21 protein-coding genes and 1 pseudogene are annotated in these 18,930 nt (G+C 69.0%); 12 read left to right on the forward strand and 10 right to left on the reverse strand.

Annotated features, from left to right (window positions below; all coding sequences use genetic code 11):
- Positions 1-186: 186 nt before the first annotated feature.
- Together AB0H36_RS42185 and AB0H36_RS42190 are read right to left on the reverse strand one after the other, a co-directional pair.
- A complete protein-coding gene (locus tag AB0H36_RS42185; RefSeq protein ID WP_360536701.1) occupies positions 187-1,581 on the reverse strand; it encodes a M28 family peptidase in 1,395 nt (464 codons plus the stop codon).
- A gap of 77 nt (positions 1,582-1,658) precedes the next feature.
- Positions 1,659-2,660: an acyl-CoA desaturase gene (locus AB0H36_RS42190; protein ID WP_360536703.1), complete on the reverse strand. Its 1,002-nt coding sequence runs from the start codon at positions 2,658-2,660 to the stop codon at positions 1,659-1,661.
- A gap of 219 nt (positions 2,661-2,879) precedes the next feature.
- Between AB0H36_RS42190 and AB0H36_RS42195 the strand changes: the two genes are divergently transcribed.
- From AB0H36_RS42195 to AB0H36_RS42215, 5 genes are all read left to right on the forward strand, one after another.
- Positions 2,880-4,175 (forward strand): sensor histidine kinase, encoded by a 1,296-nt coding sequence (locus AB0H36_RS42195; RefSeq protein ID WP_360536705.1) that lies wholly within the window; start codon positions 2,880-2,882, stop codon positions 4,173-4,175.
- Positions 4,127-4,774 (forward strand): response regulator transcription factor, encoded by a 648-nt coding sequence (locus AB0H36_RS42200; RefSeq protein WP_360536707.1) that lies wholly within the window; start codon positions 4,127-4,129, stop codon positions 4,772-4,774. Before AB0H36_RS42195 ends, AB0H36_RS42200 begins: the two co-directional genes overlap by 49 nt.
- Before the next feature lie 163 nt (positions 4,775-4,937).
- Positions 4,938-5,390 carry an exo-beta-N-acetylmuramidase NamZ domain-containing protein gene (locus AB0H36_RS42205; RefSeq protein ID WP_360536709.1) on the forward strand — a complete coding sequence of 151 codons (453 nt, stop codon included), beginning with the start codon at positions 4,938-4,940 and terminating at the stop codon, positions 5,388-5,390.
- Positions 5,275-5,649: a hypothetical protein gene (locus tag AB0H36_RS42210; protein WP_360536762.1), complete on the forward strand. Its 375-nt coding sequence runs from the start codon at positions 5,275-5,277 to the stop codon at positions 5,647-5,649. The genes AB0H36_RS42205 and AB0H36_RS42210 overlap by 116 nt, the downstream gene beginning before the upstream one ends.
- Positions 5,646-6,611, forward strand: a complete 966-nt coding sequence (locus AB0H36_RS42215) for a GNAT family N-acetyltransferase (RefSeq protein ID WP_360536711.1) — start codon at positions 5,646-5,648, stop codon at positions 6,609-6,611. Before AB0H36_RS42210 ends, AB0H36_RS42215 begins: the two co-directional genes overlap by 4 nt.
- Positions 6,612-6,754: 143 nt before the next feature.
- On the opposite strand, the pseudogene AB0H36_RS42220 reads toward AB0H36_RS42215, so the two are convergent.
- A pseudogene (locus tag AB0H36_RS42220) lies at positions 6,755-7,081 on the reverse strand (helix-turn-helix domain-containing protein); the annotation flags it as partial.
- Between AB0H36_RS42220 and AB0H36_RS42225 the strand changes: the two are divergent.
- From AB0H36_RS42225 to AB0H36_RS42240, 4 genes are all read left to right on the forward strand, one after another.
- The gene (locus tag AB0H36_RS42225; RefSeq protein ID WP_360536713.1) at positions 6,975-7,676 is read left to right on the forward strand and encodes a PIG-L deacetylase family protein; all 702 of its coding nucleotides are present in this window, start codon (positions 6,975-6,977) and stop codon (positions 7,674-7,676) included. The pseudogene AB0H36_RS42220 and the gene AB0H36_RS42225 sit on opposite strands and share 107 nt — an antisense overlap.
- Positions 7,677-7,723: 47 nt before the next feature.
- Positions 7,724-8,476: a class I SAM-dependent methyltransferase gene (locus AB0H36_RS42230; RefSeq protein WP_360536714.1), complete on the forward strand. Its 753-nt coding sequence runs from the start codon at positions 7,724-7,726 to the stop codon at positions 8,474-8,476.
- Positions 8,477-8,586: 110 nt separating this feature from the next.
- Positions 8,587-9,426 (forward strand): helix-turn-helix domain-containing protein, encoded by an 840-nt coding sequence (locus AB0H36_RS42235; protein ID WP_360536716.1) that lies wholly within the window; start codon positions 8,587-8,589, stop codon positions 9,424-9,426.
- A gap of 66 nt (positions 9,427-9,492) precedes the next feature.
- Positions 9,493-10,074: a dihydrofolate reductase family protein gene (locus AB0H36_RS42240; protein WP_360536718.1), complete on the forward strand. Its 582-nt coding sequence runs from the start codon at positions 9,493-9,495 to the stop codon at positions 10,072-10,074.
- A gap of 196 nt (positions 10,075-10,270) precedes the next feature.
- On the opposite strand, the gene AB0H36_RS42245 is transcribed toward AB0H36_RS42240, so the two are convergent.
- The 5 genes from AB0H36_RS42245 to AB0H36_RS42265 all read right to left on the reverse strand — a co-directional run bounded on the left by AB0H36_RS42245 (position 10,271) and on the right by AB0H36_RS42265 (position 13,449).
- Positions 10,271-10,699 (reverse strand): ester cyclase, encoded by a 429-nt coding sequence (locus AB0H36_RS42245; RefSeq protein ID WP_360536720.1) that lies wholly within the window; start codon positions 10,697-10,699, stop codon positions 10,271-10,273.
- An 11-nt stretch (positions 10,700-10,710) separates the two neighbouring features.
- Positions 10,711-11,265, reverse strand: coding sequence for a YceI family protein (locus tag AB0H36_RS42250; protein WP_360536722.1), 555 nt, complete (start codon positions 11,263-11,265; stop codon positions 10,711-10,713).
- Between the two features lie 72 nt (positions 11,266-11,337).
- Positions 11,338-12,459 carry a sigma-70 family RNA polymerase sigma factor gene (locus AB0H36_RS42255; protein WP_360536724.1) on the reverse strand — a complete coding sequence of 374 codons (1,122 nt, stop codon included), beginning with the start codon at positions 12,457-12,459 and terminating at the stop codon, positions 11,338-11,340.
- A gap of 38 nt (positions 12,460-12,497) precedes the next feature.
- Positions 12,498-12,836, reverse strand: a complete 339-nt coding sequence (locus AB0H36_RS42260; RefSeq protein ID WP_360536726.1) for a YciI family protein — start codon at positions 12,834-12,836, stop codon at positions 12,498-12,500.
- Positions 12,837-12,870: 34 nt separating this feature from the next.
- Positions 12,871-13,449, reverse strand: coding sequence for a TetR/AcrR family transcriptional regulator (locus tag AB0H36_RS42265; RefSeq protein WP_360536728.1), 579 nt, complete (start codon positions 13,447-13,449; stop codon positions 12,871-12,873).
- Between the two features lie 86 nt (positions 13,450-13,535).
- On the opposite strand from AB0H36_RS42265, the gene AB0H36_RS42270 reads away from it, so the two are divergent.
- Positions 13,536-13,934: a nuclear transport factor 2 family protein gene (locus AB0H36_RS42270; RefSeq protein WP_360536730.1), complete on the forward strand. Its 399-nt coding sequence runs from the start codon at positions 13,536-13,538 to the stop codon at positions 13,932-13,934.
- Here the strand turns inward: AB0H36_RS42270 and AB0H36_RS42275 are convergent.
- Positions 13,923-16,319 (reverse strand): FtsX-like permease family protein, encoded by a 2,397-nt coding sequence (locus AB0H36_RS42275; protein ID WP_360536732.1) that lies wholly within the window; start codon positions 16,317-16,319, stop codon positions 13,923-13,925. The two genes, AB0H36_RS42270 and AB0H36_RS42275, sit on opposite strands and share 12 nt — an antisense overlap.
- Positions 16,319-17,020: an ABC transporter ATP-binding protein gene (locus tag AB0H36_RS42280; protein WP_360536734.1), complete on the reverse strand. Its 702-nt coding sequence runs from the start codon at positions 17,018-17,020 to the stop codon at positions 16,319-16,321. Before AB0H36_RS42280 ends, AB0H36_RS42275 begins: the two co-directional genes overlap by 1 nt.
- An 87-nt stretch (positions 17,021-17,107) precedes the next feature.
- On the opposite strand from AB0H36_RS42280, the gene AB0H36_RS42285 reads away from it, so the two are divergent.
- Positions 17,108-17,782 carry a response regulator transcription factor gene (locus tag AB0H36_RS42285; protein ID WP_360536736.1) on the forward strand — a complete coding sequence of 225 codons (675 nt, stop codon included), beginning with the start codon at positions 17,108-17,110 and terminating at the stop codon, positions 17,780-17,782.
- Positions 17,775-18,905 (forward strand): HAMP domain-containing sensor histidine kinase, encoded by a 1,131-nt coding sequence (locus AB0H36_RS42290; protein WP_360536738.1) that lies wholly within the window; start codon positions 17,775-17,777, stop codon positions 18,903-18,905. The genes AB0H36_RS42285 and AB0H36_RS42290 overlap by 8 nt, the downstream gene beginning before the upstream one ends.
- The last annotated feature ends 25 nt before the right edge of the window (positions 18,906-18,930 follow it).

The following is an 18,930-nucleotide window of genomic DNA, read 5'->3' on the forward strand; positions in this document are numbered from 1 at the left end:
CCCTTCGCCCCCCGCGCCCCCCCCCCCCCCCCCCAAAACCCCCACACGGCCGCCCGGTGGGGGGGGGGAGCGCAACCCCCACCCCCGGGGCCGGTGTTCGCCCGCCCCCTGCCACTTGGAAGGCTTCCGGCGCGACATAGCCCTTCAAGGCTAGCCGTATGAGCCACGTCACCCCGGCCTAGGCCGTCAGGCGCGGGCGACGGCGTACGCGGCGGTGCCGATCAGCTCCATCGAGACCTGCAGCCGCTCCAGGCTGACGTTCTTCGCGATCGTGTCCTCCGGCGAGTGGTACGGCGGCTCGAGGAACGCCGGCGAGATCTCGCCGCGCCAGGAGAAGTTGGCCGACGCGATGCCGACCTCCTGGAACGACTGGTGGTCGGACGCGCCACGCTGGACCGGGCCGACCATCCGCGGGTCGTACCCGAGCCGCACCCCGGCCGCCCGGACCGCGTCCGTCGCCGTGTTCGCCAGACCGGTGAAGGACAGCAGCCAGTAGGTGATCGCCGGGTCCCAGCTGGTCGCGACCATGTCGTTCTGGAACACCGCCGCGTGCCGGTCCCGCTGGGCCTGGTCCAGCTGCGCCACGTGGTACCGCGACCCGATCAAGCCCTGCTCCTCCGAGCCCCACAGCGCGAACCGCAGCGTCGCGTTGGTCGGGAGCCGGCTGAACACGCGGGCCAGCTCCATGGTGAGCACGGTGCCGGAGCCGTCGTCGTTCGCGCCCGGCGCGCCGATGACCGAGTCGTAGTGCCCGCTGACCACCACGATCGGCGCGTTCGCGCCGGCCTTGCCGCGCCGCTCGCCGATCACGTTGTTCGAGATCAGCCCGCGGTGCGAGGTGGTGCTGATCCGCAGCGGCAGCGAGGTCACCACGGCGAGCGCCTCGCGGATCAGCCGCTTCTGCACCTGGGCGACCCCGATCACCGGGATCGCGGCCGCGGTGAGGCCGGTGGACGGCGAGAACGCCGCGGCCCGGCGCGGGTACACCTGGTCGGCCGGCAGCAGGATGACGGCCACCGCTCCGCGCGCCGCGGCCTCCGTGACGACGGCCTGGCGTGCGGCCGCGGTGTCGTCGGTGATTACGATCGAGCCGGCGACGTCGGCCGGCCAGACCGGAGCCGTCGCGGGTCCGACGTCCCGCACCGGTCCCTCGACCGTGACGTCGAGCTTGCCGGCCGGAGCGGCGCCCGCCTGCCAGCACAGGTCGTCCGGCAGGATGCCGCGGACGTCCTCGATCTGCGCGGTGAACTTGTCCGCGACCGGGAACGGCTCCAGCCGGGTGTGGTAGCCGTACTTGTCGAGCTGGCCGGCGATGTAGTCGGCCGCCCGCTTCTCGCTCTGGGTGCCACCGATCCGCGGCCCGATGTGCTCGGACAGCACTTGCAGGTGGCGCAGCGCCTTCTCCGAGGACAGGCCGGAGACGATCTGCCGGTCGTACCTGTCCAGTGCCGGGCGGTTCACTGCGCCGGGCCGCAGGTCGTCGGCTCCCCACGCCGGTACGGCGGGCAGCGCGGTGGCGGCGGTGACGCCGGCGACGGCGCCGAGCAGTCCACGGCGACTCAGACCGGATCTGTCGGTCATGCAGGTCTCCTCACAAGGTGGGCGGCCCCGAGACCCCAGACCGTAATCGATCCGCGACAGCTCGCCTAGGGCGTGGCCTAGCGCTGATCCCTGAGTTCCTCGCCCACCTCGTGCATGTGCTGCAGGCCCATCCGGTAGGACTCGATCAGGCCGGTGCTCAGGTACGGCATGCCGATCCGCTCGCAGTACGTCCGGACGATCGGCTGCGCGGCCCGCAGGTTGGCGCGCGGCATGCTCGGGAACAGGTGGTGCTCGATCTGGTAGTTGAGCCCGCCCATCATCCAGTCGGTGACCAGACCGCCGTTCACGTTGCGCGACGTCAGCACCTGCTTCTCCAGGTGGCCCCAGTTGGTGTCGGCGCCGGGCATCTCCATGCCCTTGTGGTTCGGCGCGAACACGCTGCCCAGGTGCAGGCCGAAGACCATGTGGTGGATCAGCGCGAACAGCACCGCCTGGCCCGGCGACATGAGCAGGAACAGCGCGCTGAAGTACAGCACCAGGTGGGCGGCGATCAGGCCGAGCTCGAGCCGGGCCTCGCGGCGCGGGCGGCCGAGCAGGAACGTGATGCTGGACACCTTGAGGTTGAAGCCCTCCAGGGTGAGCAGCGGGAAGAAGATCCGCGCCTGGTTGCGGGTCAGCCAGCCGTACAGGCCGGTCCGGCCCTCGGCCTGTTCGAGCGTCCAGACCAGCACGCCCTCGCCGACGTCCGGGTCCTTGTCGGTGTGGTTCGGGTTCGCGTGGTGGCGGTTGTGCTTGTCGTTCCACCAGCCGTAGCTCATCCCGCACAGCAGGTTGCCGTGCAGCATGCCGATCCAGTCGTGCAGCTTGCGGGAGCCCGAGATCTGCTGGTGGCCGGCGTCATGGCCGAAGAAGGCCGCCCTGGTGGTCAGGACGGCCAGCGGGATCGCCAGGAGCAGCACCCACCACGAGCCGCCCAGGAGCGCCACTCCGGCCCAGGTCGCGGCCAGCAGCGCGACGTTGATCCCGATCGCCATGGCGTAGGCCGCCGTACGCCGTTCCAGCAAGCCGGCTGCCTTGATCTCGCGCAGCAGCGGTGCGAAGTCACTGCCTTTGGACACGGCAGTAGCGGAAACCATGGGCTGAGCCATTCAGGTCCTCATCTCAGAGCGGTGGGAGGCCTGGGCGTACAGCCGCGGCCAGCGTACGGCATCAAGCCTCATCGCCCTAATGGCAGAAAACATGAGTGCTAAGACCCGAACTCGTCGGGGAGACAGTTCCCCGAAGAGAGTGGGCCTAACACCACCGCCCCGGGTCTTACGCTCAGTCATGATGGAGCCATGACCACTGTTGCCACCCAGGCGCCGCCGATGCGGTACCCGAAACTCGCGCAGCCGTGGATCGCGCTGTTCCTCGCGATCCTGGCCGAGCTCGGGATCGCCTTCTTCGTGCTCAACGTGGTGGCCGTGCCGCTGATCGCGGTGTGGGTCGGGATCCCGATGCTGCTCGCGTTCGTCCCGGCCACCCGCTGGTTCGCGAACTGCCACCGGACCATGCTGGCCGGCTTCACCGGCGAGCGGATCCCGCGCCCGTACAAGAAGCCGCCGATGCCCGGCATCCTGATGTGGCTGCGCACCACGCTGACCGACCCGGCCACCTGGCGCGACGTCATCTGGCTGATCGTGAACGCGACCATCGGGTTCACGCTGAACCTGCTGTCCGCCGTACTGTTCCTGGCCGGCCTGTTCTACCTGGTCTACCCGCTGCTGGTCGGCGTGACGCCGGAAGGCGTTTTCACCGAGCCGTTCGGCGGGCTGGTCACGGTGAACTTCTGGACCAGCTTCCTGGTCATGCCGGTCGCGCTGATCGCGTTCATGATCTGGATGGCGGCCGGTGAGCGGCTGCTGAAGGCGAACGCGTTCATGGCCCGCTCGCTGCTCGGCCCGACCGAGAGCGCCAAGCTCGCGCTCCGAGTCCGGGAGCTGGCCGAGTCCCGCGCCGAGACCGTCGACACCCAGGCGGCCGAGCTGCGCCGGATCGAGCGCGACCTGCACGACGGCGCCCAGGCCCGGCTGGCCGCGCTCAGCATGAACCTGGGCATGGCCGAGGAGATGGTCAACCGCGACCCCGAGCAGGCCGCGGCGCTGCTGACCGAGGCCCGCCTGTCGGCCAGTACGGCGCTGTCCGAGCTGCGCGACCTGGTCCGTGGCATCCACCCGCCGGTGCTCGCCGACCGCGGGCTGGAGGGCGCGGTCAAGGCCCTCGCACTGTCCTGCCCGTTCAAGGTCGACGTCACCTTCGACGTCCCCGGCCGGCCACCCGCGCCGGTCGAGTCGGCGGCGTACTTCGCGGTGGCCGAGGCACTCGCGAACGCGGTGAAGTACTCGGCCGCGACGAACGCCTGGATCCAGATCACGCACGAGCACGAGAAGCTGCATCTCCTGGTCGGTGACGACGGCATCGGAGGCGCGGTGATCAAGCCCGGTGGCGGTCTGTACGGTATCGAGCGGCGGCTGGCCGCCTTCGACGGTACGTTGACCGTGGTCAGTCCGACGGCCGGGCCGACCACCGTGATCATGGAGCTACCTTGCGAGTCCTCATCGCTGAAGACCACGCCCTCCTCCGGGACGGCCTGATCCGCCTGCTGGAGGCGCACGACTTCGAGGTCGTCGAGGCAGTCGACAACGGTCCCCGGCTGGTGCCCGCGCTGGTGGAGCACCGGCCGGACGTGGCCGTTGTCGACGTACGGCTGCCGCCCACCTTCACCGACGAGGGCCTGAAGGCCGCGATCGAGGCCCGCCGCCAGGTGCCCGGCCTGCCGATCCTCGTGCTGTCGCAGTACGTCGAGCAGCTGTACGCCCGCGAGCTGCTCACCGGCGGTGGCGGCGCGGTCGGCTACCTGCTCAAGGACCGGGTCTCGAACGTCGCCGAGTTCCTGGACTCGGTACGGCGGGTGGCTGCCGGCGGGACCGCGATGGACCCGGAAGTGATCGGCCAACTGCTGGCCCGCAACACCCGGGACGAGCCGGTCGGCCGGCTCACTCCCCGTGAGGCCGAGGTGCTGGGCCTGATGGCCGAAGGCCGCTCGAACGCCGCGATCGCGAACGCGCTGTTCGTCACCGAGAAGGCGGTCAGCAAGCACACCAACAACATCTTCGCCAAGCTCGACCTGCCCCCGTCGGAGGACGACAACCGCCGCGTGATGGCCGTCCTGACCTACTTGTCCTCCCGCTGATCCCTCACCGTCGGTAGTGGGGGAGGCCGAGTACTTCGCCACGCTGCACCGTTGAGCGGAGCTGCTCGGGTAAACGTTTGTCTGTAATCCATTGACCGTCGCCTGAATGTCTCGGTAATTTTTCTACCCAGTTGCAGGATCCACGAACTGGGTGGTGGTGGCGATGGCAGTCCGGACCGGCGCGGAGCGTCTGGCCGGCGAGCCGGGGCTGGTGGGCGACGGGCGCCTCGGGCTGATCACGAACTTCACCGGCGTGCTGCTGTTCGACATCCAGGACATCGGCACGCGGTTCTACACCTACATCTGGACGATGTACGACTGCCTCCAGGCGGCCACGCGGCTCGGGAAGCGGTTCGTCGTCCTGGATCGGCCGAACCCGCTCGGCGGGCTGCGGGTGGAGGGTCCGCTGCTGCAGCCGGGCTTCGAGAGCTTCGTCGGGCGCGCGCCTCGAAGGCACCAACCTCAGCGAGGGGCGCGGGACGACCCGGCCGTTCACGACCATCGGCGCTCCGTTCCTCGACGAGCGGTTCGTCCCCACGTTGCGCGACTTCGGTCTGCCTGGCGTCGTCTTCCGTCGTACCTGGTTCGAGCCTGTGTTCAGCAAGTACGCCGGTGAGGCCGTGCCCGGTGTCCAGTTGCATGTCGTCGACCGGACGACGTACGAGCCGGTGCGTACGGCGCTGGAGATGCTGCAGGTGGTCCGGCAGCTGTACCCGGACGACCTGCAACTGCTGCCGTCCCTCGACCTGTTGTGGGGCTCGGATTCGTTGCGCAAGGCACTCGAAGCCGGTGAGGACCCGCTCGCGCTGTTGCCTGCGGCAACGCTCGACTGGGTGCGGCCCGGCGTACTGCTCTACGAAGGGATCTCGCGATGATCCGGTCATTTCAGATCGGCGACGGGCCGGCGCTTGCCGAGGCGTGGACCGCGGCGGCGCCGGCGGATCCGATCGGGTACCAGCGATTCCGCGACCTGTTCCTGCTCGACCGGAACTTCGATCCCGCCGGCCTGCAGGTCGCCGTCGTCGACGACCAGGTGGTCGGGGCGGCGTACGCCGTACGTCGGCTGGTCGCGGCATCCGGCGCTGACCTCGAGCCGTCGGCCGGGTGGATCCCGTTCTTCTTCGTGCATCCCGACCATCGCGGTCGCGGACTCGGCCGCGCGTTGCTCACGGCGGCGCTGGACTGGCTCCGGTCGCACGGGCGGTCCGAGGCGTTCTTCTCGTCGTACACACCGAACTACTTCCTGCCCGGCCTCGACGCCGCCCGCTACCCGGATGCCCTGAGGCTGCTGTCGGCGCTGGGTTTCGAGCGGCGGTACGACGCGGTCGCGATGGACCGGAGCCTGGTCAGGTACGAGATTCCTGCCGAGGTTCGTGCGCAGCTCGCCGGGCTGACGGCCGACGGCTACAGCTTCGGGACGCCGAGCGGCGACGAGCTCACCTCGCTGATCACCATCGCGGGCGACGAGTTCAACCCGGACTGGGCGCGGGCGATCCGGGAAGCCGTCGTCACCGGGCTGCCGCTGGAGCGGATCGTGGGTGCGCGTGATCCCGGCGATCGCCTGCTGGGGTGGGCGATGCACGGCACCTACGAAGGTGTCATCGACCGGTTCGGGCCGTTCGGGGTGCTGCCGGAGTCGCGCGGCACCGGGCTCGGCAAGGTGCTGCTGCACCTGACGCTGGAGCGGATGGCCGGGCTCGGCGCGCACAGCGCGTGGTTCCTCTGGACCGGCGAGCAGTCCGCGGCCGGCCAGCTCTATCTCAAGACCGGATTCACCATCACCCGCACGTTCACCATCCTCCGGGCGCCCTTGGTCCCGGCCGACGGGAAGGACTGACATGCGCATCGTTCAAGGCGTTCGGCTGGCGGTCGCCGCTGCTCTGATCGCTTCTGCCGCCGCCTGCTCGAGTGGCGAGGGCTCGGGAGACGGCGGCAAGTAAAGCTAGGCGTCGCTCCTCTGTCGGAGGTCCACATCGACCACTGCTCGAGCGCCAGGTTCCACACGTATCGGGCATGCCCGCACTGAAGCAGCAAGGCTGTCTGCTGCGCGGGAGTCGGATACAGCCGGAACCGGGACATGTTGCACACCCAATCAGCCGTGACCGACAGTTCCCGATTCTCGAAAGGAGGGAAGCGCTGTGTGTCTCCACCCTGGACGACGAGCGGGCCTCGGCGCGACGACCGAAGTGAGGACTTGCTTGTGACCAGAACAGTGCTCGCCGTCGGAGCGCACATCGGCGACATGGACCTGACTGCCGGGCCCATGCTGGCCAAACTCGTGCTGGAAGGCGCGAACGCGACCATCATCGCGCTCACCCCCGGCGAGCGCGGCCACCCGCGGATGACGCCGTCGGAGTACAAGGTGCAGAAGATCGCCGAGGGCGAGGCGTTCGCCACCGCGATCGGCGCCGACTTCATCGTCCTCGACCACAGCGACGGCTTCCTCCCCGACACCGACAACGTCGCGACCGAGCTGGCCGCGATCATCCGCGAGAAACAACCGGACACCCTGATCACGCACTGGAAGCACAGCATCCACCGCGACCACGAGCATGCCGCCAAACTCACCGAACGCGCCCGCTTCCTGGCTGGCCTCCCCATGGACCCGTCCGAAGGAGTCGACGGCGCGCGCCACTCGGTCCGTACCTTCCTGCACGCCGAGAACTGGGAAGACATGGAAGGCTTCCAACCCACGATGTACGTCCCCATCCCCGACGAAGCCTTCTATCGCTGGATCTCCGCCATCCGCCACCAGGCCTTCGCCCGCGGCGAAACCTACGGCTTCCGCTACATCGACTACTACACAGCCCTCATGACCACCCGAGGCTGCCTAGCCGGCTACCCCCGAGCCTGCGCCTTCCACAGCACCCCCACCCCCGAAATCACCAAACTCAGCCCGTAACCTTCCCCACGCGCAAACTGCGGGTGAGTCGGAAAGGAGGCGGCTTGATGAGTGGAGCGTTCTACTCGCACGCGAGGCTGTACGACCTGATGTTCCCGGGCGGCGGCCCGGCAGTCGACTTCTACCGTGCCGAGGCCAATCGGCAACGCGGGCGGGTGTTGGAGCTCGGGTGCGGCACCGGGCAAAAGCTGATCCCGATCGCGTCCGACGGGCATCCGTGCGTCGGCTTGGACTTCTCGCCAGACATGCTGGCTGAGGCTCAGCGTAAGGCGAACGAGCGCGGTGTAGCGGTGGAATGGATGCAGGGCGACATGCGGGCCTTCGATCTGGGCCGCACCTTCGACTTCGTGTTCATCACAGCCAATTCTCTGCTGCATCTGCATGAGGCCGAGGATCTGGTGAGCTGCTTCCGGTCGGTTCGAAGACACCTGGCACCTGGAGCACGCTTCGTCTTCGATGTGTTCAACCCGAGCATGCGCCTCCTTGCCGAAGCCGATGGCGTGCGGCGTACCCGGGAGTCGTTGTCGTTCTTGGATCCTGACCGTGGCAAGGTCAGCGTCGATGTCGCTGAGACCTACGATGCGTCCGCGCAGGTTACCCGCGGGACGTGGTACCTCTCGAGTGACTCCGAGGCCGACTTCGTCGTCGCACCGCTCGAAATCAGGAGCATCTTCCCGCAGGAGCTGCCGCTGCTCGTCTCGCTCGGCGGCCTCCGGCTCGTCGAGCGCTTCGGCGACTGGTCCGGTCGACCATTTGCCGGGGATACGCCGCTTCAACTCTGCATCTGCGAGTCCGCCTGATCGAAGGCGAGGGTGATGGAGGTCATCCGGCAGCTGGTTGCCGAGGGGCCGCAGCGCGGCTGGACCATCCCGGCGCGCGCTGCCGGCGCGGCGTCGGCGATCCTGTGGGCATGGAGTACGTGTCCAGAGTGCCGCGACCGCCGCTGGACGGGCTGATCGACGACCTCTACTACCTGGAGGGTGCGCCGCCGTACGCCCGGCTGACGCTGCCAGCGGCGCCGGTGGCGCTGCTCATCGTGAACCTCGGGCCGCCGTTCCGCATCCGCGCCGGCACCGACATCGAGACGGCCGAGTACGCCGACGGCTGCGTGGTCACCATGCCCACCCGCGCGTGGGAGTTCGGCTACCCACTCCGGTCCCGGTCCGTCGGTGTGCACTTCAAGCCGTGGGGGCTGGCGCCCTTCCTGGCGATGCCTGCGGCCGAGCTGTGTGACCGGCCGCTGACGGTAGAGCAGGTCTGGGGCCGGCCCGCCACTGCTGAGTTGCGAGACCGGCTGGCCACGGCGGACGGACCGCGCGAGATGCTGACGCGGCTCGAGGAGGAGCTGATGCGACGGCTGTGCGAGACCGCCGGCCTCGGGCTGGTCCGCCATACGAGTAGCGTCATCGCGGCGACCGGCGGGGAGGTTGCGATCGGCGACCTGAGCGTGGCAGCCGGCGTCAGCAGCACTCATCTGGCACACCGATTCAAGGAGCTCATCGGCGTCACGCCCAAGCGGCTGGCCCGCAGCCACCGCTTCGCCGCCACCGTCTTGGCGATCGACCCCGCCGGACCGATCGACTGGGCCGACCTCGCCGGTGGCGCAGGCTACTTCGACCAGGCTCACTTCGGCCACGAGTTCCGGGCGTTCACCGGGCTCACGCCGACCCGGTACGTCGAAGTCCGGCGGCGATTCCTCCGCGAACATCCCGGCCACGTGCTGGAGGGCTGGCCGCTGCCGGCCGATTGATTTCTTACAAGAGCAACAGCCCACGACACGTTAATTTGGGGACACCCCAAAGCAGAGGAGAGCAACGTGGGCAAGGTGGTTATGTACGCCTCGGTGTCGGTGGACGGCTTCATCGCGGACGAGAAGGACCAGCCCGGACCGCTGTTCGACTGGTTGACCAGCGGTGACGTCCCGTTGGACGAGAGCGGCGTGTTGAAGGTGTCGCAGACGTCCGCCGACTACGTCCGGGAGTACTGGGACCAGATCGGGGTGACAATCGCCGGCCGCCACGTCTTCGACGTGACGGACGGCTGGGACGGGACGCCTCCGAGCGGGGTCGACCACGTGGTCGTCGTGACGCACCGGCCGCAGCCCGAGGGCTGGGATCCCGAGGCGCCGTTTCACTTCGTCGACAGCGTCGAGACAGCCGTGGCCAAGGCGCAGGAGCTTGCGGGTGACCGCGTTGTCGAGGTCGCCGCCGGCGACGTCGGCGGCCAGGCGCTTGCCGCGGGTCTTGTCGACGAGGTGCGCATGGACGTCGTACCCGTGGTGCTCGGTTCCGGCAAGCGCTACTTCGGGTCGGTCAACGCGCAACACCTGCTGGAGGACCCTGACGCGGTGATCCAGGGCAACCGAGTGCTCCACCTGCGCTATCGAGTGCGCCGTTAACCGATCTGAGTCCGACGACGACCGGGTCCGCCGCCGGACAAACGACTGGCGCCGTCCGACGGACCGGGATCCGGCGTGTCCACGGGGTGGTCGAGGAAGCGCGATAAGCGCGTGGATCGGGTGGGTGGGAGCGGTGGCGAGCGCGCGACGTAGGAGCGGGCGTAGCGCCGCGTGGGGTCGACCGCGTGGGTAGGAGTTATCCCGGGAGTAGGCCCAGTTGGCGCATTTGGGTGGCTATGTTGACTACGCCGTGGGTTTCGGTGATTTGGTTGTTGGTGAAGCGGAAGATGAAGATCTCGTTCCACGTGATCTGGCGACCGGTGGCGAGGACGCCCATGTAGTCGCCCAGGTGCGTCCCGGTGACGGTGTTGCGGCAGACCACTTTGTCGTCTTCGGCGATCAGGTCCTCGATCTCGACGTGCAGGTCGGGGAACGCCCGCAGGAGCATCGCCCAGACCTGCTTCTGAGCCTCCGCGCCAGTCCCGTCGACCGGGAGCGGCGTGCTGAGTTGCACGTCTGGTGCGAGCGCCTCGTCGAGCGCCTTCGAGATCAGCTCCGGGTCCCGCGAGTTCATCGCGCCGTGCAGCCGGCGGAAGGTCGCCTTGTTGTGTTCTGCAGTAGACATGTGAAGAGCTCCTACTTCTCCAGGACGGCCTGGATCTCGAGGTTGATGGACACCTTGTCGCCGACCGCGACCCCGCCGCCGTCCAGCGGCACGTCGAGGTCGATGCCGAACTCCCGCCGGCTGATCTGCGCAGAAGCCGAGAACCCCGCCCGATACCCACCGAACGGATCCGGCCCGAACCCACCCACTTCCACCTCCAACGGCACCCGCCGCGTGACGCCGTGCACCGTGAGCTCACCGTCCACGATCCAGCCGTCGGCAGTACGACGTACGCCGGACGACCGATACGTCATCGCCGGAAACCTCTCGGCCTCGAAGTAGTCGGCCGACCGCAGGTGGTCGTCACGCATCTCGTTGCCGGTGTCAACGGACGCGAGATCGATCCGCGCCTCGACCGACGACTCCAGCGGATCCGCTGCGGTCACGATCGTCACGTCGTACGTCGTGAATCGGCCGCGCACCTTGCTGAGCATCAGGTGCCGGACGCTGAAGCCGACCTCGGAGTGCGCCGGGTCGACCTTCCACGTGCCGGTCAGGTAGTTGGGGATCGCGACGGCGACTGTCATGGTTTCTCCCTGGATGTTGGGGTCGCTCACATCCAGGCGACGAACGAGGCCGCGCCCTGGGGACAGCCGGCTTCAGAGTTCTTCCAGCCGCCGCGTCAGGAACCGCCGCTCCGGCGTCGAGGTGGCCAGGTCGAGTGCACGCAGGTACGCCGTACGCGCGTCAGCATCACGTCCGAGCCGCCGGAGAAGCTCCCCGCGGGTCGAGTGAAAGTAGAGGTAGCCGTCCAGATCCAGGCGATCGACAGCCTCGAGAGCAGCAACGGGATCGCCGGCCTGCGCAACGGCAACGGCCCCGTTGAGCTCGACGACCAGTGAGCCGGTGAGCTCGGCCAGTCGCCGGTACAGTTCGGCGACCTGCGGCCAGTCGATCTGCTCCCGCGTCTGCAACGACGCGATCGCCGCCTGTACGACGTACGCGCCGCGACCTCCCAACGCGATCGCTCGGTCGAGTACTGCGCGACCCTGGTCGATCTGGTCCTGGCCCCACAGCGAACGGTCCTGATCTTCGAGCAGGACGATGTCGTCGCCGGCGTACCGGGCCTGCCGGCGGGCGTGGTGGATCATCATCAGCGCGAGCAGCCCGTGCGCCTCCGGCTGGTCCGGCATCAGCTCGACCAGCAGCCGGCCCAGGCTGATCGCCTCGGCGCCGAGATCGATGCGGCCGCTGTAACCCTCGTTGTAGATCAGGTAGATGACGGCCAGCACAGCATCGAGGCGATCGGGCAACAGGCGTTCGGCGGGCACCGCGAACGGGATGCCGGTCGCCTTGATCTTCGCCTTGGCACGCGTCAGCCGGCGCTTCATGGTCTCCTCGGACACCAGGAACGCCCGCGCGATGTCCGCGGTCTGCAGTCCGCCGAGCGCCCGCAGCGTGAGCGCCACCTGGCCCTCCAGCGCCAGCGCCGGGTGGCAGCAGGTGAAGATCAGCTCCAGCCGCTCGTCCTTGAACACGGTCTCTTCGTACTCGTCCATCACGACCTCGGTTGCCGGTAGCAACTGGATCTTCTCGGCCAGGGTGCGGTCCCGGCGGATCCGGTCGATCGCCCGGTTGCGGGCCGTCGTGGTCAGCCAGGCGCCCGGGTTGTCCGGCGTACCGTGGTCGGGCCAGCGCTGCGCGGCGAGCGCGAACGCCTCCTGCGCCGCCTCCTCGGCCCGGTCGAAGTCGCCGAGGAACCCGACCAGCGTGGCCAGCACCCGGCCCCACTCGTCCCGAAAGACCTGCTCCAGCGCGGTCAGCCCTGCACCACCGGCCTGATCTCGACGGTCCCGCCCAGCCGCACCGCCGGGAACCGCGCCGCCAACTCGACCGCCTCGTCCAGGTTCGCCGCCTCCAGCAGGCAGAACCCGCCGAGCACCTCCTTGGTGTCGGCAAACGGCCCGTCCGTCATCAACGTCCGCCCACCCTCGACCCGCACGCACGTAGCCATCTCCACCGGCTGCAACCGAGCCGCCGCCACACACTGCCCTTCCCCGAACAACACCGAGTACTCCGCCACCACCTCGTCCCGCTCCGCCTCGGACAGCCCCTCGTCGTACCCAGGCTCCGTGTAGATCATCAACGCAAACCGCATCCCAACCTCCTCACCCAGTACGACGAACAACCCCTCACGCCGGGGACACCACCGAGCCGACGATTTGTTCGGCGAGTTGGTGGGCCAGGCGGGCTGGGGTGGTGTTGGGTCTGGTGGCTCCGGCTGCGAGGGTTCCGTCGACGAGGAGCAGGAGTTGGTCGGCGGCGGCTGGCGGGTGTGGGTGGCCGAGTTTGACGAGTTCGGCCTCGAAGAGTCCGTGGAGGTGTTCGCGGTACTCGCGCGTGATGGCGTGCGCCGGGTGGTCGGGGTCGGCCAGCGCGAGGTCGGCGGAGAGGTAGCGGCAGCCGCGGAAGCTGGGGTCGTCGATGACTCCGTCGAGCATGTCGAAGACTGCCAGCAGGCGAGCGGACGGGTCGTCGCCGGCGGCTTCCATGGTGCGGCGGTAGAGCTCCTCGTCCTCGGCCGTCGTCTCCCGCAGCACCTCGGCTATCAGCCCGTCCTTCCCGCCGAAGTGCTCGTACAGCGAGCGCCGGGCGACTTTGGCCTCCTTGAGGATGGCGTCGACGCCGACGGCGACGCCGTACCGGTAGGTCAGCTCCCTGGCGGCGGTCAGGAGGCGTTCACGCGGACGACTGGTGGAGCGGGGTTCCATGAAAGTCAGCGTGCCATGGGGTTGCCAGTAGATCAACCGGTCTATATGGTCAGAGTAGACCGATCGATCTATCTAAGGAGGATGTCATGACCCACCGCACCACGGCCGAGACGATCGACCGCTTCAACCACGTGTTCGTCAACCACGACCCCGCCGCGCTGGACGACCTGGTCGCCGAGGACTGCGTCATGGAGGCGATCCAGCCGGCTCCCAACGGCGCCCGGTACGAAGGCCGCGAGGCGAACCTGACCTTCTGGCGGGCGCTGGCCGAGGACCGCAGCACCCAGTTCGAGGTGGAGGACGTGGTGGTTGCGGGCGACAACGCGACGATCCGGTTTCGCTACCACTTCGGCGAGGCTCTCGCGGAATCCGTGCGCGGCGTGAACCTGGTGCGGGTCCGCGACGGGAAGATCGTCGAAGCACTCGCCTACAGCAAGACCCCCGGTGAGGTCCCGCTCGCCGCCATGGACGACTCAGTCGAGTGACAGTCCGGCGGCCGGAGTCACACGGGCGGCCCGGCGAGCCGGGAGGACAGCGGCGAGGAGCCCAGCCAGAGCGGCGATGAGTACGACGACGCCGAGTGAGAGCCACGGGAGTTGCATGGTGGCGGCCTTGAGGACGTCCTTCACGAACGTCTCGTAGCCGACCCAGGCGAACCCGACGCCGATCACCGTGCCGAGCACTGCGGCCACCACGGACAGCAGCACGGCCTCGGCCGCCAGCATCCGGCGCAGTTGCCTTCGGGTGAGCCCGAGTGCGCGCAGCATCGCGTGCTCACGGGCACGCTCGAGGACGGAGAGCCCGAGGGTGTTCGCGATCCCGATCAAGGCGATCACTACGGCGATGCCGAGCAGACCGAGCACCGACCAGGTCAGGACTCGCAACTGCTGCTCCTCCGATTCCCGGGCCTGCAACTCGTTGTCGACCCGTGCGCCGACCGGATCCGCCAACTCGTCCAGGTCACCGACGAGTCGTCCCGGGTCGGCATCAGGAGACGCGCGAATCCAGATGGCATGCGGCGCGGCGGAGTCGGCGAGACTCGCCAGCGTCGCGGGCGCGACCACGCCCGTCCGGCCCCAACCGATGCCAGCGGCAACTTCCAGCTGAGCTTGCCGTTTGCCGACCCGCACTGTGACCCGGTCACCGGGACGAACGCCGAGGCCCTTGCGAAAGGAGGCGTAGTCGAGTCTGATCTGCCCGGGCTCCAACCGGGCGAACGCTCCGCCATCGCGGGTCACCTGCTCCGCGGTCGGCGCAGTGACGACCAGGAGTGGCTCAGGGAGCCCGGCCACCTGGGCCATGGCGCCGTCGACGGAAATGGCTTGTTCCACACCGGTTGTACGACGTACCCGTTCGAGGAGATCGGCGGCGACCGGCTTGTCGGGCGAGGTGAGCGCGGCATCGAGGGGGTGCCGCCTCCCGCGTTCCTCATCCATCGCCGTGCGCCACGTGGCCAGCCCGGTGAGTACGGCGGTTGTCAGCGTGACGCCGACCAGGAGCGAGGCAGTCGTGGCGGCGGTCCGGCGCGGATTGCGCATGGCGTTGTTGGTGGCCAGCCGTCCGGCGGGGCCGAGGAGCAAGCCGGCGATCCGGATCAGTCGGGGGACGAGCACCGGCCCGAAGAGGAGTACGGCGGTGAACACCGATCCGCCGCCCGCCACCATGAGCGCCGTACTGTGCTGGTTCATCGCAACCCCGAGCAGGGTCAGCCCGGTGAGCAGGAGGAGTGCGGCGAGCGCCAGCCGCACCACACCGGCGGCCGTGCGTACGTCGACAGCCGCATCCGGGCGCAGTGCCGCAAGTGGGCTCACCCGCACCACACGCCGGGTCGGTAACCAGGACGCAAGCATGGTGACCATCAGACCGGCAGCGAACCCGCCCAACAGCCAGAGCGCGGGCAGCGCGGGAGCGCCCATCGGGGTAGCGGGCGCGACCGCGTTGATCAGGGCGACGAGCCCGTAGCCGAGACCGACGCCGACCAGCATGCCGGTCAGCGACGCGAATACGCCGACGGCGGCGGCCTCACGCCGTACCGATCGCACCACCTGCCGCCGGGTCGCACCGACGCAACGCAGCAGCGCGAAGTCGCGCAGGCGCTGCGCGAACAGGATGGAGAACGTGTTCGCGATGACCAGGACCGAGACGAAGAGCGCGATGGCGGCGAACAGCAGCAGCATCAGCGACATCGTGTCGACGCCGTTGTTGAGCTCGGTCTGCGCCTCGTCGACGAACGCCTCCGGTGACTGCACCAGCGCGCCCGGCGGGAGCGGGCCTACCTCCCCGCGCACCGCCACCCGGCCCAGCGAGAGCGACTGATGGTCGCGCCACTGCAGCATCTGCGGCAAGGTGACGTACACCGAGGCCTGGGCCGTGCTCGAGGGTGACTCCACGACGCCGACCACTGTCAGTTCGGTCGCAGTGCTGCCCTCGCCGATCCGGATGCGGTCGCCGATCGAGATCTCCCGGGCCTGCGCGACCCACACGTCCACGGCCGCCTCGCCCTTGCCGGCCGGGAAACGGCCCGAGCTGAGCCTCTGCCAGCGCAGCTCCGCCGAGGGGGCGATCGGACCAACGGCTGTCCCGGGGTACGGGCGGCCGCCCGCGCGCATCAGCAGCAGGGCTCGGCCGATGACGGACGCGTTGTCGCCGCGCCGCTCGGCGAGCTCGATCGCGGCGTTCGTACCGATCTTGGACACCACGTGGTCGGCGTTGCGGAACGGCGCTCCGAAGCCGGCCATGAGTCCACTCCGTGCTCCGGACGTGAGTACGCCGACCACGACGACGAAAGCGACTCCGACGATGACTGCGATCGCCGCTGCGACGTACCTGCGGAGGTGGGTGCGCAGGGACGCGAGCAAGACGGTGCCCATCAGGCGATCCGCCCGTCCTGCATGGTGACCACGTCGTCGGCGTACGTCGCAGCGTCCCGATCGTGGGTGACCATCACGACCGTCTGGCCGAGCTCGCCGGCCGACCGGCGCAGGTGCCCCAGCACCTCTGCCGACGTGGCGCTGTCCAGGTTTCCGGTGGGCTCGTCGGCGAACAGCAGGTCCGGCTGGGTGATCAGGGCGCGAGCGATGGCGACCCGCTGCTGCTGGCCGCCGGACAGCTCCGCGGGCAGGTGGCTGAGCCTGTCGGCCACGCCGAGGGCATCGGCGAGCGCCTGGGCTCGCTCCCGCGTCGCCTCGTCGATCCGGCGACCGCCCAGCTCGAGCGGGAGCACGATGTTCTGCAGCGCGGTGAGCATCGGCAGCAGGTTGAACGACTGGAACACGAAGCCGACATGATCGCGCCGGAACGTCGTGAGCGCGTCGTCGTCGAGTGATCCGAGGTCGGCGCCGGCCACCGTGACAGTGCCGCTGCTGGCCTGGTCGAGTCCGGCCAGGCAGTGCATCAGCGTGGACTTGCCCGAGCCGCTCGGCCCCATGATCGCGGTGAACCGGCCGCGGGGCAGGTCGAGGTCGACGCCGCGCAGCGCATGCACCTCGGCCTCGCCTCGGCCGTAGGTCTTGGTCAGACCCAGGGCGCTGGCGGCTAGTTGAGTGGCTTGCTGGGTGGTGGTGGCAGGCATGGCTGAAGCCAAGGGAGCGCGGTGTTGCCAGCGCGTACGAGGATTTCGATATGCGGGCGATATGTGTGGGCCCGTAGCATCGATGGCGTGCGTGTGTTGGTCGTCGAGGACGAACCCGACATGGCAGCGGCCATCCGCGATGGCCTGCGCCTGGAGGCGATCGCGTCCGACATCGCCGGTGACGGTGACACCGCGCTGGAGCTGCTGAGCGTCAACGCCTACGACATCGCCGTACTCGACCGGGACATCCCCGGCCCGTCCGGTGACGAGATCGCCAAGCGGATCGTTGCCTCCGGCAGCGGTATGCCGATCCTGATGCTGACCGCTGCCGACCGGCTCGACGACAAGGCCTCCGGGTTCGAGCTCGGCGCCGACGACTACCTGACGAAGCCCTTCGCACTGCAGGAGCTCGTGCTCAGGCTCAGAGCACTCGACCGCCGGCGCGCCCACAACCGGCCGCCGGTGTGGGAGATCGCGGGCCTGCGGCTGGACCCGTTTCGGCGGGAGGTCTACCGCGAGGGCCGGTACGTCGCATTGACCCGGAAGCAGTTCGCCGTACTCGAAGTTCTCGTCGCTGCCGAGGGTGGGGTTGTCAGCGCCGAGGAGCTGCTGGAACGGGCCTGGGACGAGAACGCCGACCCGTTCACCAACGCCGTACGCATCACCGTTTCGGCGCTGCGCAAACGGCTCGGCGAGCCGTGGGTCATCGCGACCGTGGCCGGCGTCGGGTACCGCATCGACACCGGAGGGGACCGTGGATAGGCAACCTGGCTTCAGCGTTCGCCTCAAGCTCACCCTCAGCTACGCCGGGTTCCTGATGCTGGCCGGCGCCTTGCTGCTCGGCGCCGTGTGGCTCTTTCTCCTGCGGTACGTCCCCGACCGGGCGATGCTCGTGGTCCCGGAAGCCACCACTCCAGGTGTCTTCCCCGTCCGGTCCACCCTGCTGCGCGAGTTCGCTCCACGGGCAGCCGCGGTGATGGCGATCCTGCTGGTGTTCGGTCTCGTCGGCGGGTGGCTGCTCGCCGGCCGCATGCTCGCGCCGCTGACTCGCATCACCGACGCCACCCGCAAGGCCGCCACCGGGTCGCTGGCCCACCGGATCGAGCTGGAAGGCCACAAGGACGAGTTCCGCGAGCTCGCCGACGCCTTCGACGGCATGCTCGGTCAGCTCGAAGCACATGTCGCCGCACAGCGGAGATTCGCAGCCAACGCCTCCCACGAACTGCGCACCCCACTCGCGATCACGCAGGCACTGCTCGACGTCGCCCGCAACGACCGCAACCGCAACACCGACGAGCTCGTCGAGCGCCTGTACGCCGTCAACACCCGAGCGATCGACCTCACCGAGGCGTTGCTCCTGCTCAGCCGCGCCGACCGCCGGGCCTTCACCCGCGAACGCGTCGACCTGTCCCTGCTGGCGGAGGAAGCCGTCGAGACTCTCCTCCCACTCGCAGAACAACGCGGGCTCACCATCGAGACCTCGGGCGACCTGACCCCCACCATCGGCTCCCACGCACTCCTGCTGCAGCTGACCACGAACCTCGTCCACAACGCGATCGTCCACAACCTGCCCTCACAAGGCACGGTTCGGGTCACGACCACCGTCCACCCCGACACCGTGGCGCTCACCGTGGAAAACGCCGGCGAGAACCTGGCCCCCCAACTCCTCTCCACCCTCGTCGAGCCGTTCCAACGCGGCACAGAACGCGTCCGCACCGACCACGCCGGCGTAGGCCTGGGCCTGGCCATCGTCAAAAGCATCACCCAAGCCCACGACGGCACCCTCTCCCTAACCCCCCGCCCCACCGGCGGCCTCCAAGTAACAGTCCACCTCCCCGCCGTACCTGCCACCCAGACAGCCGAAACCGAGAAGCTGCGCCGCTGAAGCCGGTCGAGACCAGCCCGGTATC

Origin of the sequence: Kribbella sp. NPDC050820, from assembly GCF_040653975.1 — a bacterium.
GTDB lineage: Bacteria > Actinomycetota > Actinomycetes > Propionibacteriales > Kribbellaceae > Kribbella.

What these genes read in the sequence shown, in the direction of transcription:
- AB0H36_RS42185 (WP_360536701.1), bottom strand. Translation starts at nt 1,581, where the DNA reads ATGACCGACAGATCCGGTCTGAGTCGCCGTGGACTGCTCGGCGCCGTC.
- AB0H36_RS42195 (WP_360536705.1), top strand. Translation starts at nt 2,880, where the DNA reads ATGACCACTGTTGCCACCCAGGCGCCGCCGATGCGGTACCCGAAACTC.
- AB0H36_RS42205 (WP_360536709.1), top strand. Translation starts at nt 4,938, where the DNA reads ATGGCAGTCCGGACCGGCGCGGAGCGTCTGGCCGGCGAGCCGGGGCTG.
- AB0H36_RS42215 (WP_360536711.1), top strand. Translation starts at nt 5,646, where the DNA reads ATGATCCGGTCATTTCAGATCGGCGACGGGCCGGCGCTTGCCGAGGCG.
- AB0H36_RS42230 (WP_360536714.1), top strand. Translation starts at nt 7,724, where the DNA reads ATGAGTGGAGCGTTCTACTCGCACGCGAGGCTGTACGACCTGATGTTC.
- AB0H36_RS42235 (WP_360536716.1), top strand. Translation starts at nt 8,587, where the DNA reads ATGGAGTACGTGTCCAGAGTGCCGCGACCGCCGCTGGACGGGCTGATC.
- AB0H36_RS42245 (WP_360536720.1), bottom strand. Translation starts at nt 10,699, where the DNA reads ATGTCTACTGCAGAACACAACAAGGCGACCTTCCGCCGGCTGCACGGC.
- AB0H36_RS42250 (WP_360536722.1), bottom strand. Translation starts at nt 11,265, where the DNA reads ATGACAGTCGCCGTCGCGATCCCCAACTACCTGACCGGCACGTGGAAG.
- AB0H36_RS42260 (WP_360536726.1), bottom strand. Translation starts at nt 12,836, where the DNA reads ATGCGGTTTGCGTTGATGATCTACACGGAGCCTGGGTACGACGAGGGG.
- AB0H36_RS42265 (WP_360536728.1), bottom strand. Translation starts at nt 13,449, where the DNA reads ATGGAACCCCGCTCCACCAGTCGTCCGCGTGAACGCCTCCTGACCGCC.
- AB0H36_RS42270 (WP_360536730.1), top strand. Translation starts at nt 13,536, where the DNA reads ATGACCCACCGCACCACGGCCGAGACGATCGACCGCTTCAACCACGTG.
- AB0H36_RS42275 (WP_360536732.1), bottom strand. Translation starts at nt 16,319, where the DNA reads ATGGGCACCGTCTTGCTCGCGTCCCTGCGCACCCACCTCCGCAGGTAC.
- AB0H36_RS42280 (WP_360536734.1), bottom strand. Translation starts at nt 17,020, where the DNA reads ATGCCTGCCACCACCACCCAGCAAGCCACTCAACTAGCCGCCAGCGCC.